The following is a 17,847-nucleotide window of genomic DNA, read 5'->3' as shown; positions in this document are numbered from 1 at the left end:
TCTTTGTGTTGAAACAAGTCTATTTGTTTAGTAAAATGAGTTCACATTTTACTACTGTCCAGAGGAGTGAGGAAACATGGCAAGTATTCGAGAGGTGGCAAAATTAGCTGGTGTGTCGATTGCGACGGTTTCGCGTGTGTTGAATGCGGACGAGAAGTTATCAGTTAGTCCAGAAACCAGAGATAAGGTGTTGCAAACGGCAAAACAATTGAACTATAGTCCGAGGCAAAAAAAGTCGTATAACCAGCGGATTGCGACCGTTGGCTTAGTGACGACGGTCAACGAAATACAAGAAATTGATGACCCTTATTTCAGGGCAATTCGTCGCGGCATCGAAAGTGAAGCAGAACGCCAAAAAGTAAGTGTCAATAAGGTCATTCGTCTATCTGAGAAAAAGGCGGACCTCGAAGGATTGAATCATCTAGGAGCGATTTTAGTGCTAGGTACCGTTGCGCCAGACATGTTAGAAGTCTTATATCAAAAAAATCCGAACATCATCGTGATTGATGACTCCCAAGCAGATGCACGGTTTGATGCCGTCTATTCTGATTTTAAAAGTGCGACGATTGCGAGTCTCGAGCACTTTTATGAGCTCGGTCATCGGCAGATCGCGTTCATCGGTGGTCATCGTGTCATCATGAATCAAAACGGTGAGTCGTTCATGAGTGAAGAAGAGGATCGCTATCAGACGTACGTCTCTTGGATGAAACAAAAAGAATTGTCTGAGCATATACACGGTCTGCTTGGGGAATGGAAAACACTCGAAGGACTTCGGCTAGGGGAGCAACTGACTGAACATCGGGATGTCACCGCGGTACTCGTCGCCAGTGATCCGATGGCAGTCGGTGTGTACCGGGCATTCCAGCGAAACGGTCATCAGATACCGGAAGACATCTCCATCTCGAGCTTTGATGATATCGAAATCGCCGAATTTTTAACACCTTCCTTAACGACAGTGAAGGTCGAAACAGAAGAGTTAGGAAAGTTCGCCATCAAAATGGCTTTGGAACGAATTCGTGGCGAACGTCATCTGCCCATCCGCCTCATGATTCCCGCACAACTGATCAAACGAGAAAGTGTATCTCCTAAAAATTGAAAATAGTGTTGACAAAGTGTTTACTAAACTTTAAGTTATAGATATGTTTAGTAAACGCTTTTTTATTTTGTCTCAAAATGAAAGCGTCATCAATTGAGGGGGTTGGGTTTTGGAACTGATTCATGTTAACGAAACAGAAGGTATATTTCACTTAACAAATCGTCATTACAGCTATATCCTTCGTATCGAAGAAGGACAGGTCGTCGCCCAGGAGTATTTCGGTCAGCCAATCAAAACGTATCATGGAGCGCGAAAATACCCACGGATTGATCGATCGTTTTCACCTAACTTTCCGGATGCTACGGATCGATTGTTCTCGCTCGATACGCTCCTGCAAGAGTATCCCGGTTATGGGACGGGGGATTATCGTTCACCAGCGCAACAGATCAAACACGAAGATGGGTCAGATGTAACAGACTTTCGCTATCGCTCATATGAGCGAATCAACGGAAAACCGAAGCTGGATGGTCTTCCCGCTACCTATATCGAAATAGAGGAAGAGGCGGAGACGCTCGTCTTGATATTAGAAGATGCAAAGGAAGAACTCGAGTTGCGTCTAGCATATACCGTCTTTCGAGATCGACCGATCTTATCGCGATCCGTCCAGTTGCATAACGTCGGTACGAAAACACATGACATCCAAAAACTAATGAGTCTGTCACTGGATCTCCCGTCTCAAGAATTAGAATGTCTGACGTTGAATGGTACGTGGGGGTGTGAGCGGATGATAGAACGAGAGACGTTTACACGAGGTATTAAAGTGTTTGACAGTAAACGTGGTTCGAGTAGCCACCAAATGAATCCGTTTCTTGCGATCGTCTCACCGGAGGCGACGGAGTACAGCGGGGAAGTCGTCGGGTTCAGCTTGGTCTATAGCGGGAGTCATCAAATGACGGTCGAGAAGGATCCCTATGGACAGACGCGGATTCAACTCGGGATCAATCCATTCGGTTTCCAGTGGCAACTGAATCCAGGCGAGTGTTTTCAAGCGCCCGAAGTCAACATCTCCTACAGCCAACACGGCATGATGCAGATGTCACAAGCCTTTCACGCACTGTATCGCGAGCGCTTGGCGCGCGGAAACTTCCGTGACGCTGATCGTCCGGTTCTGATCAATAACTGGGAAGCGACGTACTTTGATTTTGATGAAACGAAAATCAAGCAAATCATGGAGGAGAGCGCGGCTCTTGGCATCGAATTGTTCGTGCTGGATGACGGCTGGTTCGGACGACGAGATGACGATTATTCCTCACTCGGAGATTGGTTCGAATATCAAGAAAAGATACCGAACGGGCTGAAACATCTCGCGGATCATGCCCATGCTCAAAAAATGCAATTCGGATTATGGTTCGAGCCGGAAATGATTTCAAGAAACAGTCAACTTTTCAGAGATCATCCGGACTGGACAATCCATATATCAGGTCGTGGACGATCCAAAGGACGAGATCAGTACGTCCTGGATTTCAGTCGAAAAGAGGTGCGAGACAATATCATCGAACAGATGACAGCTGTACTTGACGAAGTCGAGATTGATTACATCAAATGGGACTTCAACCGGAACGTCACGGAAGTCTTTTCGACCGCGTTACCAAGCGAGTTGCAAGGCGAACTGTTGCATCGCTATGTACTCGGACTCTATGAAGTACTGGAGTTCTTGACTGCGCGTTATCCGCATATCCTGTTCGAGAGTTGTTCCGGCGGCGGCGGTCGTTTTGATCCCGGGATGTTGTATTACATGCCGCAAACATGGACGAGTGACAACACGGACGCCGTCGCGCGACTGAAGATTCAGCACGGAACGAGCATGGTCTATCCGATCTCGTCGATGGGCGCACACGTCTCTGCTGTCCCGAACCATCAAACGCACCGAAAGACGAGTCTTACGATGCGAGGTCACGTTGCAATGGCGGGAGTATTCGGATATGAACTTGATGCGACACGGTTATCGGAACAGGAGAAGACAATCGTCAAACAGCAAATCGCGTTTTACAAAACGCATCGGCGTACGCTTCAATACGGAACGTTTTATCGGTTGGAGAGTGCGTTCACAAGCAATCATCCAGCTTGGATGTTCGTCTCACAGGAGCAAGATGAGATCATCGTCTGTGATGTCACCGTCCTGAGTGAGGCTGCTGCACCGATTCGGACACTGAAATTGAGCGGACTCGATCCTCAAGCGATCTACGAACTAGAAGGAGCTCGTTACGGCGGAGATGAGCTCATGTACGTCGGATTATATGTGCCACCAACCGTCAACGGAGATTTTGACAGCCGGTTATATGTCTTGAAAAAAATACAAGAGCATTCAGGAGGCAATCATGATGAATAAGTCGATGAAATTAGGAATGGCAGGTATTCTCTCGTCTTCATTATTGTTTGGAGCAGGCTGTACGATGGGAGCGAATTCGGATCAGACCGAGATTGAGTTCTTTTCACAAAAAGTCGAGATGAAAGCAACGTTAGATCAAATCATCAAGGATTTCGAGAAGAAGAATCCCGACATCGATGTGAAACTGACGAGCGTCAGCAATGCCGGTACCGTTTTAAAAACGCGGATTGCTGGTGGTGACGTCCCGGACATCGTTCATACCTATCCACAAAACGCGGATTTCAAAGGGTGGGCAGCAGATGGGAAGTTCGTTGATTTATCGAAGGAGTCGTTTTTAGGAAATCTCAAGGACGGTGCTGCCGAGTCGTATGCTGTTGATGGAAAAGTCTACTCGTTACCGCTGAACTCGAACGCTTGGGGCTTTTTCTACAATAAGACGAAATTCGATAAGCTCGGTCTACAGCCACCTAAAACGTGGGATGAGATGAAGGAAGTCGTCGCAAAAATCAAAGACGCGGGCGAGACACCATTTGCGAGCGCATTGACGACAGAAGACTCGTGGACAGTTAACGGATATCATCAACTTGCCTGGGCAACGGTCACAGGTGGATTCGAACAAACACAAGATGCACTCAAGAACAGTCCGAAAAATGGCATCAAAGTCGGAGATCCGAACTTTGAAGCGGTCGCGAACGAACTGAGTCTCGTCAGCGGAAATACGCAAAAGAATGCAAACGGTGCTTCGTACAGCGATGCGGTCGCTGTATTTGCGAATCAAGACGCGTTGATCTTCCCGAACGGCATCTGGGCACTTCCAGTCATTCGGGACCAACAGCCTGATTTCGAAGTCAGTATGTTCGCATATCCGGGAAAACAAGCGGGAGAAGAGATGACGGTCGGAGCAGCCGACTTGGCGTTATCCGTCTCAGCGTCAGGATCGAAAAAAGAGCAGGCAGCTTCGAAGAAGTTCTTGTCGTACTTAACGGAAGGGGACGTCATGCAGAAATACTATGATAAGGATGGCTCACCAACGTCCGTCAAAGCCGTGAAAACAGACGGATCCTTCAAAGAAACAAAAGCCGTCTCAGATCTCGTCTTCTCGGATAAACAAATCATCTGGTTGCATTCCGAGTGGCCATCGGAAGAAGAGTTTTGGCATTTGACGGTGGATTATATGAATAAAGGGGATAAGAAGAAACTTTCGAATGATCTCAACACGTTCTTCAATGAAATGAAATAATCGAAAGGGAGTTGCCTCCATGAAAGAAAAAGGATTCGTTAACCGCTACTGGCCCTATCTCTTCATCATCGTGCCGCTCTTACTTCAAATCATATTTTTCTTCATTCCCTTGGTTCAAGGTGTCATCTTCAGCTTCACCGACTGGACAGGGCTGACTAGCTCCTATCACTTCATCGGGATTGATAATTATATCTCGATTTTATCAGACACACGTTTCCGGGATAGCATCGGCTTTACATTACTCTTTACGATGGGTCTTGTCGCTGGTCAAATCGTACTCGGTATCGCGATTGCTAAATTATTGAACCGTAAGATCAAAGGAGTCGGGCTGTTTCGGACAGCCTACTTCTTTCCTGCTGTCATCAGCACCGTCACGCTCGGCTTGATTTTTAAGCAGTTCTTCAACTACGGGCTCGTACCGCTCGGTGAATACTTACAGATTGAATGGCTGTCGCAAAGCTTGATCGCAAACGAAGGAACTGCCTTCTGGGGTCTACTCTTCGTTGCGCTTTGGCAAGGAGTCGCGATTCCTGTCGTCATCTTCTTAGCGAACCTTCAAAGCATTCCGAACGAGATTCGTGAAGCGGCGTCCATTGACGGAGCAAATGCGTGGCAGACTTTTAAAAAAATTGAGCTACCTTTCCTATCGCCAGCGATCAGCATCGTCTTGATCCTTGCCATGAAGGCGGGTTTGACTGCGTTTGATTTAATCTACGCGTTAACGGGTGGAGGACCAAGTGGCTCGACGACATCCCTCGGACTACTCGTCTACAACTATGCGTTCAAAAATAACCAGTTCGGTTATGCCAGTGCGATTGCGATCGTACTGTTCATCATCATCGCGATCGTTTCGGTCATTCAAATCAATTCGTCCAAACGGTTCGAAGTTTAAGGAGGGCATCATGAAAAAAGATCGCATTCATATTCCGACCTATCTATTTTTATCCATCGGACTCGTATTGATTGCTCTACCGATGTATCTGACGATTTTAAATTCCTTCAAAGAAACGCGTCAAATCACCGGCGGTTTCTTTGAGTGGCCAGATCCATTCACGTTCAATAACTTCCAGCGTTTATGGGAGGATGGTGTCGTCCAGTACTTCGCGAACTCGATGCTCATCACGACTTCGGCGATTGCGTTAATCATCCTGATTGTACCGATGGCTGCTTTTGCGTTGGCACGTACGATGGATCGGAGCCGTGTGTTTCAAGGCATCTACATCTTTTTAATCATCGGGATTTTCGTTCCGTTTCAAGTCATCATGATTCCGATCACTTCGATGATGTCAGGACTCGGTTTATCTAGTAAATTCGGCTTGATCCTGTTGTATTTGACGTACGCGGTGCCACAATCGTTATTCCTTTACGCAGGATATGTAAAAACCGTCATTCCGAAAGAACTCGATGAAGCGGCAGCGATTGACGGGAGCGGGAAGTTCAATACGTACTTCAAGATCATCTTCCCGATGATGAAACCGATGCACGCGACTGTGTTGATCTTGAATGCACTCTGGATTTGGAACGATTTCCTCTTACCGTTGCTTCTGCTGAATCGCGATGAGTCAACTTGGACCTTACCTTTGTTTCAATTCAACTACCAAGGGCAGTACTTTAGTGATTTTGGTCCTTCATTCGCGTCGTATGTGGTCGGTATCGTATCGATCCTCGTCGTGTATCTCTTTTTCCAGCGCCATATCATTGATGGGATGGCAAACGGATCAATTAAATAAGGAACTAGGGAAGCATGTATTTGACGCGTAAGTCGAATACATGCTTTTTGTATGAGGAAATAAAAGGAAAACAGAATTGGAATGAAGAATAGATTACCGTGTTATAGAAGCGAAACAACAAAACATTGAAAAGAGGAAAAAGAGACATGGAAGTACAGTGGAACGATAAGACTATCCTTGAACTCATACTCATCGTCTGGGTGATCGGAGCCATCGTCATCATCGTGAGTCAGGCGCGGAGTAAGAAAAGTTTGAAAGCGAGCTTGATTAGCGGAACGATCATCAATCTTCTTTATACGACGGGCATTTCATTACTGTGGTTTTACACGATCGCAGTCGATGGGATCAGTCAGGTGTTAGTCGTCTTTTTCTTCGTCGGCATCTTTACGGTCCTTGAGTTTCTGTTTGTGATCGTTCTTTTGATCGTCAAACGCAAAAAAACAACTGTTTCTTGAGGAGTGTAATTTCAGTATTTCAACGTTTATTTCGAGAATCATCCGAAATTCAAGTGGACGATAGAAGGATTAGAGGCGATATCGTATTTGATCGGAACAGATCAAATAAGGTATCGTTTTATGTACGACGCAAGGACATCATCTACATAGTAGTAAACGTGCTTTTTCGTAAAGGCTCTATTTACGAAGAAGCATTTTTTTAAGGGTTTAGTTAAATTAAATTGAACTCAGTACTTTACATTTTTCTTCCAGTCCTTTACTCTACAATAAAGTTCAATAAAATTTAACTATTGGAGAGAGGGAAGGCGATTGAACAAGCAACTAGTCATCTTGCTACTTGGTAGAATTCTGATGAACATATCAGACAGCTTTTATATGATTGCCATCGTTTGGTTCGTCAAGACGACGACGAATTCGCCATTTCTGGTCGGATTAACGAGTACGATTGCTGTGTTACCCGTGACGCTTCAATTTTTGTACGGTCCGATCATTGATCGTTATTCGAAAAAGAAACTCCTCTTTTTCTCAGGCGTCGGGCAAGCCGTTTTGGTCGGAATCATCACCTTGCTTTATTTTAACGAAACGCTCTGGATTCCATTACTGCTCGTTATTCTGTTTTTAGCGTTAACATTAGCGGAAATCTCGTATCCCACCGAAAATACACTCATCGAGCGACTGGTATCAAATGATCAGTTGACGAAAGTCAATTCAGTGTTTGCCTTTTCTTATCAAACGCTTGATTTGATTGCGGATGCGTTAGCAGGCATCGTGATTTTGTTTGTCGGCGTCGGAATCGTATTCGCTGCGAATAGTATCGTATTACTAGGGATCGGGTTCTTATTTTTGATCGTACTCAAAGTGCCAACTTCGCAAAAAGAACAACCCATTTCCTTACGAAACTTTTGGAACCAGTATAAGCGAGACTTCAAAGAAGGATTATATGTTGTCAAGCAACAAAAGAAATTATTGACCATCATTTATGGCATCATCGGAATGAATTTTCTTGCGACGATGGGACTTGCGGTGTTACCAATCATTTCTGAGACGTCAGCAGAGTACGGGTTTTGGTTAGCAGCAATTTCACTTGGAACGATGATCGGAACATTGATATCAAGTCGTTTGGAGACGTTTGCTCTTAATCGTGTCATGCCGATTGCAGCGCTCCTATCCGGTCTGTTTTGGATTGGTGCGTTTTTAGTAAATGATGCTGGGGTGCTTCCTATCGTTTTATTTGGAATCGCTTGGATTGGAATCGGTGTGAACAGCATATATCTGTATACGCTCATCCAAGTCAATCTTCCGTCGGACTATTTAGGAACAGGTTTTTCGTTTCTCTCTTCACTGTTAGGGTCGTTAAGTCCACTTGGATATTTTGCGGGAGGCATTTTCGGAGAATGGTCTTCTAGTACAGCAATCTTATTGATCTCTAGTATCGGCTATTTTGGCTTTGCCGGCTATTTCTTAATTCATCCGACACTTAGAGCGTTAACGATACCTGTCAATACTAAATTCGAGAAGACTGCTGAAGAGAGAATAAAGGTCAATCAAAATCTGTGAAACATTTTAGTTTACATAATTAAGTAGGAGAAGGAACGCATCTTCTTCTACTTTTTTTGTAATTATGCAATCGATTGCATTCGTATGCTCACTTAACATCCAGGAAAAGGAATCATATTTCTTGCAAAAAACTAGTTTTTATTTCACACGATTTATGCAAAAATAGAACACAACAAACTGCGAGAATTTTTAGAAAAGTGAATGACTAGACTATTCATCCTTTTGAGTAGAAGAGAGAAGTCATCGTTTTTCGAATTCTAAATAACTTATTTTTTGTAAGCCTGGAGGGGAACGTATGAAATTGTTGAAGATGTGGAACCAAATCAGTTTAGTGAAACAAATCGCGATTGGCTTGATCGTAGGGATTATTTTAGCCGTCACGATTCCTGAAGTAGCGAGTTCTTTGACCATCTTTGGAACATTATTTGTTTCCTCACTAAAGGCAGTCGCGCCGATTTTGGTCTTTTTCCTAGTTATGGCTTCGATTGTGCAACATAAAAAGGGACAGCAAACGAACATGAAATCCATCGTCTTCTTATATCTGCTCGGTACATTCTTAGCGGGTGCGATTGCGGTCGTAGTTAGTTTCTTGTTCCCGGTTACGATTACACTGACAGAAGGCGCAGAGAAGCTGTCAGCTCCTGAAAACGCCATCGAAGTCCTTAAGAAACTTGTCTTGAACATGGTCGATAATCCCGTCAATGCGCTCATTCAAGCGAACTACATCGGAATCCTGACATGGGCGATCGTCTTAGGACTCGCATTAAAAAATGCTTCCGACACGACAAAAACGTTCATCTCGAATTTCTCAGATGGTATCGCTAAGATGGTTGGCTGGATCATCAAACTGGCACCCCTCGGAATCATGGGTCTCGTCATCGGTTCAGTCACAGAGAATGGACTTGGTTCTCTCGGTAAGTATGTAGGGTTATTGGGCGTGTTGATTGGTACGATGCTTATCGTCGCACTCATTGTTAATCCATTGATCGTATTCATCAACGTCCGCCAAAATCCATATCCGCTCGTCTTTAAATGTCTACGTGAAAGTGGCATCACGGCATTCTTCACACGTAGTTCGGCAGCGAACATCCCAGTCAACATGGAATTGTGTAAGAAGCTCGGTCTCGATAAAGAGACATACGGCATCTCGATTCCGCTCGGTGCCACGATCAACATGGGTGGGGCGGCGATTACGATTACGGTTCTGACACTTGCTGCCGTCAATACGCTCGGGATTCAAGTCGATATTCCGACAGCCATCATCTTGAGTGTACTCGCTGCGGTCTGTGCATGTGGAGCGTCTGGTGTCGCTGGCGGATCACTTCTCTTGATTCCACTTGCGTGTAGCTTATTCGGAATTCCGAACGATGTTGCGATGCAAGTCGTTGCCGTTGGTTTCATCATTGGGGTATTGCAAGATTCATTTGAAACAGGACTTAACTCTTCGACAGATGTCCTGTTCACAGCAACAGCAGAGTATCGCAAACGCTTGAAAGAAGGCGAGCGTTTCTCAATCAATCGTCAGTCGATGAATGATGAAGTAGCTGAAAAAATCGTTAACGGCTGATCAGCCTCTCTATCATCATGATCTAAATAAGAAAAGGCATCCTTAGCTGAGGATGCCTTTTCTTATAGAAAAATTAACCTTCTCCTAAAGCAACGTACTTTTTTAATTTCCCGTTGAAGCTGACTATCAGAATCTCATTTCTTTCTTTAGTAGAGTATAGGGCGGTACCCTTAGAGAGTTTCGTAGCAGTCCCATTATCAAAATTGTCTCTATCCGAACTTCTTCTTTTAATTTCTCCGACTTTTTCCTTCTGAGTGACTTCGGTTTTTTCTGCCCATGCTACATCTGATTGGTAGATCGTATCATTGAATTGAAAAATGTCTGCTTTAGAATCTTCGCTCAAAACTTCGAATGCCGTCGGTTTTTCACTAGTACTTTGCATTATCTCTTCATTATTACAAGCAACTAATATCCATACCGTCATAATCGAGAAAGCGCATAATAAAACGACTTTTTTCATGACACGACCTCTTTCCCGTTTTTATATGTTATTCCATGCCGATACACGTTAACGTCAACTGTTCTTCACGGTCGCCATCCCATTGAACAGTGGTTTCCTTTAGTCTAGCAAATTCAAATGTTTTTCTTAGTCAGGAATCTTAACAAAAAGGGAATCCATTTTTACGGGATCCAGCGTCCGATCTCCTCACCCATCTTGACACTACGTTCGATGCCTGGTGCGAGTTCGACAGTGTCCGGTGGCAAGACGAGGATGACGGTCGAACCGAACGAGAAGTAGCCGAACTCTGCACCACGCTCCAGCAGGCGTCCTTGATGTGTCTGAACGATCGTATTGACGTTCAGCGCACCGACCATGACGTGCTCGATCGCGCGGTGATCGACTTGCAGACGCGTGACGCGGCGATAGTTGCGTGTCAGCGGACGTTTACTGAATCGTAGTCCCAAGTCATTGACGGGTGCCGATTCTCGCCCCAGTGTATAACTCGTCGTGATTTCGCCCGTGACTGGCGAGTGGACACGGTGATAGTCGGTCGGACTCAAATAGAAAATCAAGGCGACACCGTTCGCGTAATCCTGGGCGCGTTCGCTCGAGCCAATCAGCTCAGCAATGGTATAGTCCTGTCCTTTGATCGTAAACCGACTATCTTGCGTTAATGCTGGGAAGATGGAGAGGACGGCGTCACTCGGACTGACGAAGGCATCCGGCGTGGTTGCGATGGGTCGCATACCGGGACGTAACTCGCGTACGAAACAATCGTGTAGCGAGGTAAACGAATCGACAGACTTCAACGCTTGATCCGTCTGAATGTGATAGGTACGAATGAAAGGTCGGATGAGCGGCTTACTAAAGCGACTCATCGCAAACCGTTTTAGTGTGTTCGCGACTACTGGTCGAGCATTTAAGTGGACGATTGTATCAAAGATGGCTTTCTTCATGAGGTAAAACTCCTTTAAGTTATAATCTACCTCTAAGGATACGATCGAATTCTGTTGATAGACGGAGTCGTTTTCTTAAGTTTGTCTTAAGAAAAACACGTACCGAAGATGCGGCACGTGTCAGAACGTCATGATTTTCGAGTCAATAAATAGAGTAGAGGTCCGAACGCACCAATCGCGAGGGTGATGATCGCCCAAAGCGGGAAGCTTCGTCCGGTACGACGTGTATCATGGCGGAGCCAAACGATGATGAAGAGGGCGCAAAGAATCAAGTCGACGAAAATCTGGAGCGTCGCCGTATTTTGTGTCGCTTCAGCAAAGATGCCAAGTACACCAAAGTCAATGATCGAAAACGCAGTTAAAACAGCGAAAGCGATTGTAATGACGAGCAATAAAGGTTTCGGGATGGTGTCTACAAATGAAGCTTGAGATTCTTTCATGAAGGATCCTCCTTATATTTGTAGTGTTCACTACAAATAAATGTAGCATGTACTACAATCAAACGTCAATCGAGGATATATAGAAGGAAAGTTATTACCCTGATACGTCAAATAACGAAATGTGATGCTGTTAAATTTGGTATAATACGGAAAAAGGTACGTTGAATGACGAGAAGGGACGGAGCGAACATATGAAGGTAAAGCGATTGCGAACAATCATCGCCTGTAGTGCGGCTGTAGCCGTATTGATGAGTGGAGCGAGTATCGGAAGTGGAAGCAGTCTTGTCGAAGCAAAAGTGATCCAAACGAAAAAAGCGTTTGATTACAAAAAATACCGTGCCGATCAATTGAAGGTCATCACGAAGTACGGCAACATCTTATCGGATCTTAGTTCCAAATCCCCAATCAAAATTCCTTCTTATTATCAAAATAAAGCGTATCGGACTGCGGTCGAGCAGTATAATCCGAAAGTAGAAAAATACGATTCAGATAACGTGAAGGAGTCAAGAAAAATCAGAGCGATGCGGGTTGATTTAAAAATAGTCGATACATTGTCTGAGAAAAAAGCGTTCGATAAACGAATGGTCGCAATGAAAAAAGAAGTCAAACGACTCGTTAAGGTCGAGCAGGCATTAGCGAAGGAAAGCAAACCACTCTATCAAGAAGTCATGGATTACGAGCGACAACAAACGGAAGCGTTCATCGCCCAATATGGACCGATTGATCCGGCTTTGACGTTGATTAAATCACTTCCATACGTACAGGAACTTGAGCGAAAACTGATCAAGAAAAAAATCAGTAAGCAAGACCGGATAGAGCGCGTAAATCAAGCAGCAGAGGCGATGGTACGAGAACGTGAGACGTCGAGTGAGCGCGTCGGACCGGAGCGTGGGAAAATGACGATCTTGATTTACGAGAATAAATTCGAGGAAGCAGCAGCTGTCTTTGAAGAAGCGAAACAGCTGACGAAAGACGAGAACGTCCGACTGGATCTTGCTTTTAAGAAGATCATCAATCAATTTTTAAAATGAAGCATCCTTTGTGGATGCTTTTTTGCATGGTGTCCGTTTCTTAAAATCGAGTATGATGGAAAGGGAAGGAGTCGATCGGATATGGATAAGTTTGAACAGAAGCGACAGGACTATACGCATCACATCGCACAAGCGACGTTAGCATCAAGCATTAAGGAGATGAGTCTCAAGAAGATGGCGACCGCTGCCGGGACGAGTGACCGGATGCTGATGCATTATTTCAAGGATAAACAAGACATCGAGACCGCCGTGTTGACTGCAATCAGCCAAGAACTGATTGATTTACTACAGCAACCGGATCTAAAACTCGAGTTCACGGCATTCGTCCGTTTTCTGCGACAAGCGATCGATGAGCCACGAATCAAGCCATATTTGAATCTTTGGTTTGAGATCACCCACCTCGCAACGAGTCAGGGGGAACCGTATACGTCGATCACGCGGACGATTGGAGAATCGTTCGACGATTGGATTAAACAGATCTATGTACCAACAGAGGGGGAAGATGTCGAACAGCAAACAGCGTTGCTCTTCGTCTTCACGGAAGGACTCGTCGTCTTAAATAAGATCGGCTTACAAGAGCGGATGGACGCGGCAGTGGAAGCAATGATTGCATTAAAAAAGGACAACATGCCTCGCAACTGAGGTGTGTTGTCCTTTTTCTGCATCTCACTGAAAAATCGTCACAGCTGAATAAAGGAGTAAGCCACACATAATGACGCGAAACGCGACATCGTATCTTTGAAATAACGAACGAAACAGGGAGCCGCTTCCTGCCCAAAGCAATAAGGCGATCCAACCGAGAATGATGGCATACGACGTGTATTGAACGATTTCTACAGTAGACGTGCTATGCGGCAGAATGAACGTCGATAAAGCAGTTAAGAAAAAGAGGATACTCTTGACGTTGATGAGTTGGAACAACAGACCGGATAAAAATGTCGCTGGCACGGTATCGATCTGACTTGCCGTCTGTTTCGGGAAACCAATCTTATAGGCAAGGTAGACGAGGTATGCGGCACCGAGCCACTGAAGAATCGGTTCAATCATAGGTATGGTCGCTTGTAAAACTGTCGTCCCTAATGCGCTGACCAACCCGAGCATCATGAACCCCAGTAAGATACCGGTATTAAATCGCCAAGCACCACGAAAACCAAAGTGGCTCGATTCATGCATGACTAACAGATTACTTGGTCCAGGTGTGATGGACGTAATGATGACATAAGACAAAAAAGCAACAACATTCATAAGAAAACTCCTTTTTCATTCTATCGAATACTTGAATTCTAGTGTAAGATGACAAGATCGATAAATAAAATTGAAATAAAAAATCATGTCATCATTTTTTTCGATGGATGATGAAAGGAGAGTCTTGGAATGGAAATTCGCCATTTGATCAGCTTCTTGAAGATCATTGAGACGAGGAGTTATACGGCAGCAGCGAGTGTACTCGGCTACACACAATCGACGATCACGTCCCATATGCAATTGCTTGAACAAGAAGTAGGCGGTGCCTTGTTTTTCTATGCCAATCGTAAGCTTCAGCTTACACCGCTAGGTCAGGAAATCATTCCGTTAGCTGAAGACTTACTAGCGACACACGAGAAAATCAAGTCGATTCAACAACAGGATCCCTTTGAAGACGTCTTGAAGGTCGCAGCGCCAGAGTCACTGACAATCTCTCGCCTTGGTTCCGTCTTACAGACGTTCATGACAGCATATCCGAAAGTCAACATCATCTTATCAAATGGGACATGTCAGGAAAATCAAGACGAACTCTTACATGGACGGGTCGATGTCGCCTTGATGCTGTATCCAAAGTTTATCGCCGAACGTTGTACGCATGACGTTTTGAGAGAAGAAAAGATCGTCATCATTGGTCATCCGACGATGCCGGATCATTTTGACGCGATTCGATCTTCCGCAGACGCATACGTCTATCTGACGAATGAAGAAGGGTGTAGTTACCGAACGATGTTTGAGGCGTGCGTCAGAAACCAAGACATCTCGTTTCAGACACAGGAATTGTGGAGTATCGGGGCAATCAAGAAGATGGTGATGAACGGTCTTGGTTTTGCTGTGTTACCGTATGTGACGGTAGCAGATGAAGTGGAAGCAGGTGCGATAAAAATCATTCAACATGATGAGACGTTTGAACCGATGTATGCCCATCTGCTTACGAAACAGTCGAAGTGGGGCTCACCCGTGACACGCGCGTTTCAGGAAATCGTCCTGGACCAATTCACGAAGTCAAAGTGAATCGAGTATCTCGACCCAGACTTGATAATAGATTTCTTCATCGAGGTGAACCGTTGCCGAACGTACGCGATAGTCTGGGTTTTCCGCCAGATAAAAAGCAAGAATCGCCGCGACTTTAAAGTCAGGGGTGCAATAACCGGTAATTGAACGACCATGGATCTCATTCGTGATCGAGTCCGCCCAAACTTCGGCTTCACGGAACGTCTCGAACTGAATCAACTCTTCCTTCCAACGAATCGACATCTTCATGTCCTCCTCTACTGTAGTTAATGTTAGTATATGGAAGAAATAGTGTGTTACTCAAGGGGGAACGTCAGACATGAGTCGTTTTGGAATACATCGGGAAGAAATCAATCCGCCGCTCGGTGCCACCTTCATCGGTTATCACCGAGAAGTCGGTGTCGCAAGCATACATGATTCGCTATATGTCACAGCGAGCATCTTTAAAAGTGAGCAGACGACATCGGTTTTTGTCAGCATCGATAACATCGGTTTGCTCGTCGGCGATACCGATACCATCCGTGAAGGCATCGCCGACCGGCTAGACGTGTCGAAGGAACAGATCATGGTCGTTTATACGCATACACATTCAGGACCAGCGACAGCGGGAAACGAACCGTTGACCGTCGCCTACAAAACGATCTTGACGCAACAAGCGATCGTATCTGCCGTCAAAGCAAGCGAGGCGATGCAGTCGGTCGAGATGGGTTGGGGTGTGACGTCTGGAAAACTTGGTGTCAATCGACGAGAGAAAATAAATGGTCACGCGGTGATGGGGACGGATCCTATGGGTGCGACGGATGACCGAATCGGGACGCTGTTGGTTCGCCGTGTCGATGATGCGAGTCTCATCGGAGCCTTCGTTTTCTGTACAGCGCATCCGAACGTCTTGAAATCAGACAGTATCGTCTTATCCGGTGATTATCCGGGCGTCGCTCGAACGATCCTTGAACAGGCACTCGGCTGTCCAGTCGTGATCGTCCAGGGGGCGACGGGAAACGTCAATGCGAAATATCGCGGTGACCTAGCAAGTCTACAGAAGATGGCGTTTGTTCTAAGTGGACACGTCTTAACGACGATTCCAGACGTATCGTTTCAACCGTTAACGCACCACCGGATTCAGTCTGTGATTTATCCGATGCGCTTAACCGAAGTACCGGCTACAAACGAATTGCAAGACATGGCAACTTACGCTGAACAGACATGGGGCGTCAGCGCAGCACGATGGTTGGCGTACGTTCAAGAGCAATCGGGAACAACACTCACCATCCCGGTCGAAGTTCAATTGTTTGAACTAAATGATGGTTCGTTCTCAGGCATCCCGATGGAGCCGTTCTGTGAGACAGCGCTACAGATAAAGCGATTCCGTCAAACGGAACTCGCCTTTTTCGGAGGCTATACGAACGGTTATATCGGTTATTTGCCGACAGCGGAAGAACATCCGTATGGTGGGTACGAGGTGGCAATCAATCCCGTCGTCTACGGTCCGGTGACGGGGCTTTGGATGCCACCTGTACCGGAAACGGCAAACGACATCGTGCATCGTATCCGACAACTCTATGAAACGAACAACAACCCGGCTTCTCTCGTCTGAGAGACCGGGTTGTCGTGATTACGACTTGATTTTTTTGATGATCCAGAATAAAGCGAAAACAAATCCGCATGTCAGTAAGACGAATAAGAAAAGTAGAATAAGTAAGTTAGACAGTTGTAGCATCGGAGACCTCCGTGAATAGGTATAACTGGATTTTCGAACTTTCGAATAATAATAGAGTAGCATAGTAATTAACATTATATAGGGAAATGACTTATTGTTTTTGATATTTCTTAAAGGATCTACTTATTATATGAACGAATAGTTATTTTATTCCATTTTGAAAAAGAGAGGGATATCATGATCATCAAAAGATTTATTTTTAGTGCTATCATCACTTATTTATTTCTCAGTTTGCTTTTATCTTTCAGCATCGGATATACGATCGATTGGATTCCGGAAGCAACGTTAGCTCAAAAGATTAAAGGATACGCTTTTTAAGGTTCACTCGTTTTAGTGTTATAAAGCTTTTAATTGTTGCAGGTGTAAGTATTTTGTACAGTTTACTCTCCTCAAAACAAAGAGCATCGAGTTCACGTAAGCGTTGATTTCCTTTATTTTGAAACTTTTCTTTGTTTGATTACGTTTATTAGGTATAATCGGTCTACTAAAAGGAGAGAGTATGATGAGAAAGAGAATCGGCGCAATTGCTCTAGTGAGCGGCATGCTGATACTCGGAGGTTGCGGAACAGCGGCAACACAAACCGATGTATTTGATCAACAAGGTACATATTTAGGAGATAACAGTAACGTACGAGACATCGTCCAACAGCTACCGCATGGCGATCAGTTAAAGAAAATGGAACTGTCGACGAAAGACAAAGCGTATCAACTCACGTTACGTTATGCTGGATTCGAAGAAGGACAGGTCGAACAAAAAAGCAATCGTACAGCAATCTACAATGCAACAGCACTGTTCACATTGATTCCGAACGTCGACCACGTCAACATGACGATCGAAGATAATTCGTATCACTTTACGAAACAACAGCTCCGTGATTGGTATGGAAAAGACTTTACGACGTATGATAATGAGAAAGCGCTGAAGGCGTTCACGAAGCCTTTTATCGAAGATTCGAAGAAAGTAAACGACTTATTAAACTGAACCGACTGAGCACGCTCTTGAAAAGGAGTGTGCTTTTTTGTTGATTCAT

The 17,847-nt window shown here is 45.0% G+C and carries 18 protein-coding genes; 13 read left to right on the top strand and 5 right to left on the bottom strand.

Going from position 1 to position 17,847, the window contains the following annotated elements:
* Window positions 1-76 precede the first annotated feature (76 nt).
* The 8 genes from KNQ06_RS07755 (at window position 77) to sstT (ending at window position 9,974) form a co-directional block, all read left to right on the top strand.
* Window positions 77-1,096: a LacI family DNA-binding transcriptional regulator gene (locus KNQ06_RS07755; RefSeq protein WP_215147823.1), complete on the top strand. Its 1,020-nt coding sequence runs from the start codon at window positions 77-79 to the stop codon at window positions 1,094-1,096.
* Window positions 1,097-1,211: 115 nt separating this feature from the next.
* Window positions 1,212-3,425, top strand: coding sequence for an alpha-galactosidase (locus tag KNQ06_RS07750; RefSeq protein WP_215148273.1), 2,214 nt, complete (start codon window positions 1,212-1,214; stop codon window positions 3,423-3,425).
* Window positions 3,418-4,665, top strand: coding sequence for an extracellular solute-binding protein (locus tag KNQ06_RS07745; RefSeq protein ID WP_215147822.1), 1,248 nt, complete (start codon window positions 3,418-3,420; stop codon window positions 4,663-4,665). The genes KNQ06_RS07750 and KNQ06_RS07745 overlap by 8 nt, the downstream gene beginning before the upstream one ends.
* 19 nt (window positions 4,666-4,684) lie before the next feature.
* Window positions 4,685-5,557: a carbohydrate ABC transporter permease gene (locus KNQ06_RS07740; protein WP_215147821.1), complete on the top strand. Its 873-nt coding sequence runs from the start codon at window positions 4,685-4,687 to the stop codon at window positions 5,555-5,557.
* Window positions 5,558-5,567: 10 nt separating this feature from the next.
* The gene (locus KNQ06_RS07735; RefSeq protein WP_058705285.1) at window positions 5,568-6,395 is read left to right on the top strand and encodes a carbohydrate ABC transporter permease; all 828 of its coding nucleotides are present in this window, start codon (window positions 5,568-5,570) and stop codon (window positions 6,393-6,395) included.
* 146 nt (window positions 6,396-6,541) lie between these two features.
* Window positions 6,542-6,850, top strand: a complete 309-nt coding sequence (locus KNQ06_RS07730) for a hypothetical protein (protein WP_214804780.1) — start codon at window positions 6,542-6,544, stop codon at window positions 6,848-6,850.
* A 309-nt stretch (window positions 6,851-7,159) separates the two neighbouring features.
* Window positions 7,160-8,407, top strand: a complete 1,248-nt coding sequence (locus KNQ06_RS07725) for an MFS transporter (protein ID WP_215147820.1) — start codon at window positions 7,160-7,162, stop codon at window positions 8,405-8,407.
* A 295-nt stretch (window positions 8,408-8,702) separates the two neighbouring features.
* Entirely contained in the window at window positions 8,703-9,974 is a 1,272-nt protein-coding gene (gene sstT, locus KNQ06_RS07720) for a serine/threonine transporter SstT (protein WP_215147819.1), read from the top strand.
* A gap of 73 nt (window positions 9,975-10,047) precedes the next feature.
* Here sstT and KNQ06_RS07715 read toward each other — a convergent pair whose 3' ends face one another.
* From KNQ06_RS07715 to KNQ06_RS07705, 3 genes are all read right to left on the bottom strand, one after another.
* A complete protein-coding gene (locus tag KNQ06_RS07715; protein WP_215147818.1) occupies window positions 10,048-10,434 on the bottom strand; it encodes a hypothetical protein in 387 nt (128 codons plus the stop codon).
* A 161-nt stretch (window positions 10,435-10,595) separates the two neighbouring features.
* Window positions 10,596-11,372 (bottom strand): phosphatidylserine decarboxylase, encoded by a 777-nt coding sequence (locus KNQ06_RS07710; protein ID WP_214857454.1) that lies wholly within the window; start codon window positions 11,370-11,372, stop codon window positions 10,596-10,598.
* 128 nt (window positions 11,373-11,500) lie between these two features.
* On the bottom strand, window positions 11,501-11,812 hold the full coding sequence (locus KNQ06_RS07705; protein WP_195865218.1) for a DUF2834 domain-containing protein: 312 nt from the start codon (window positions 11,810-11,812) through the stop codon (window positions 11,501-11,503).
* A gap of 191 nt (window positions 11,813-12,003) precedes the next feature.
* On the opposite strand from KNQ06_RS07705, the gene KNQ06_RS07700 reads away from it, so the two are divergent.
* A complete protein-coding gene (locus KNQ06_RS07700; RefSeq protein WP_215147817.1) occupies window positions 12,004-12,843 on the top strand; it encodes a hypothetical protein in 840 nt (279 codons plus the stop codon).
* Window positions 12,844-12,924: 81 nt separating this feature from the next.
* The gene (locus KNQ06_RS07695; RefSeq protein ID WP_215147816.1) at window positions 12,925-13,485 is read left to right on the top strand and encodes a TetR/AcrR family transcriptional regulator; all 561 of its coding nucleotides are present in this window, start codon (window positions 12,925-12,927) and stop codon (window positions 13,483-13,485) included.
* Between the two features lie 24 nt (window positions 13,486-13,509).
* Here KNQ06_RS07695 and KNQ06_RS07690 read toward each other — a convergent pair whose 3' ends face one another.
* Complete coding sequence (locus KNQ06_RS07690) at window positions 13,510-14,088, bottom strand: LysE family transporter (RefSeq protein WP_149427228.1); 579 nt, start codon at window positions 14,086-14,088, stop codon at window positions 13,510-13,512.
* Between the two features lie 129 nt (window positions 14,089-14,217).
* On the opposite strand from KNQ06_RS07690, the gene KNQ06_RS07685 reads away from it, so the two are divergent.
* On the top strand, window positions 14,218-15,099 hold the full coding sequence (locus KNQ06_RS07685) for a LysR family transcriptional regulator (protein WP_215147815.1): 882 nt from the start codon (window positions 14,218-14,220) through the stop codon (window positions 15,097-15,099).
* Here KNQ06_RS07685 and KNQ06_RS07680 read toward each other — a convergent pair.
* Window positions 15,091-15,342, bottom strand: a complete 252-nt coding sequence (locus tag KNQ06_RS07680) for a hypothetical protein (RefSeq protein WP_251133493.1) — start codon at window positions 15,340-15,342, stop codon at window positions 15,091-15,093. The two genes, KNQ06_RS07685 and KNQ06_RS07680, sit on opposite strands and share 9 nt — an antisense overlap.
* Before the next feature lie 76 nt (window positions 15,343-15,418).
* Here KNQ06_RS07680 and KNQ06_RS07675 point away from each other — a divergent pair, with 76 nt between their 5' ends.
* On the top strand, window positions 15,419-16,693 hold the full coding sequence (locus tag KNQ06_RS07675; RefSeq protein WP_215147814.1) for an alkaline ceramidase: 1,275 nt from the start codon (window positions 15,419-15,421) through the stop codon (window positions 16,691-16,693).
* Between the two features lie 625 nt (window positions 16,694-17,318).
* Window positions 17,319-17,798 (top strand): DUF4825 domain-containing protein, encoded by a 480-nt coding sequence (locus KNQ06_RS07670; RefSeq protein WP_215147813.1) that lies wholly within the window; start codon window positions 17,319-17,321, stop codon window positions 17,796-17,798.
* Window positions 17,799-17,847 lie beyond the last annotated feature (49 nt).

The sequence above is a fragment of the Exiguobacterium sp. s91 genome (genome assembly GCF_018618915.1).
Lineage (GTDB): Bacteria > Bacillota > Bacilli > Exiguobacteriales > Exiguobacteriaceae > Exiguobacterium_A > Exiguobacterium_A abrahamii.
This window is presented reverse-complemented; position numbering and strand designations above follow the sequence as displayed.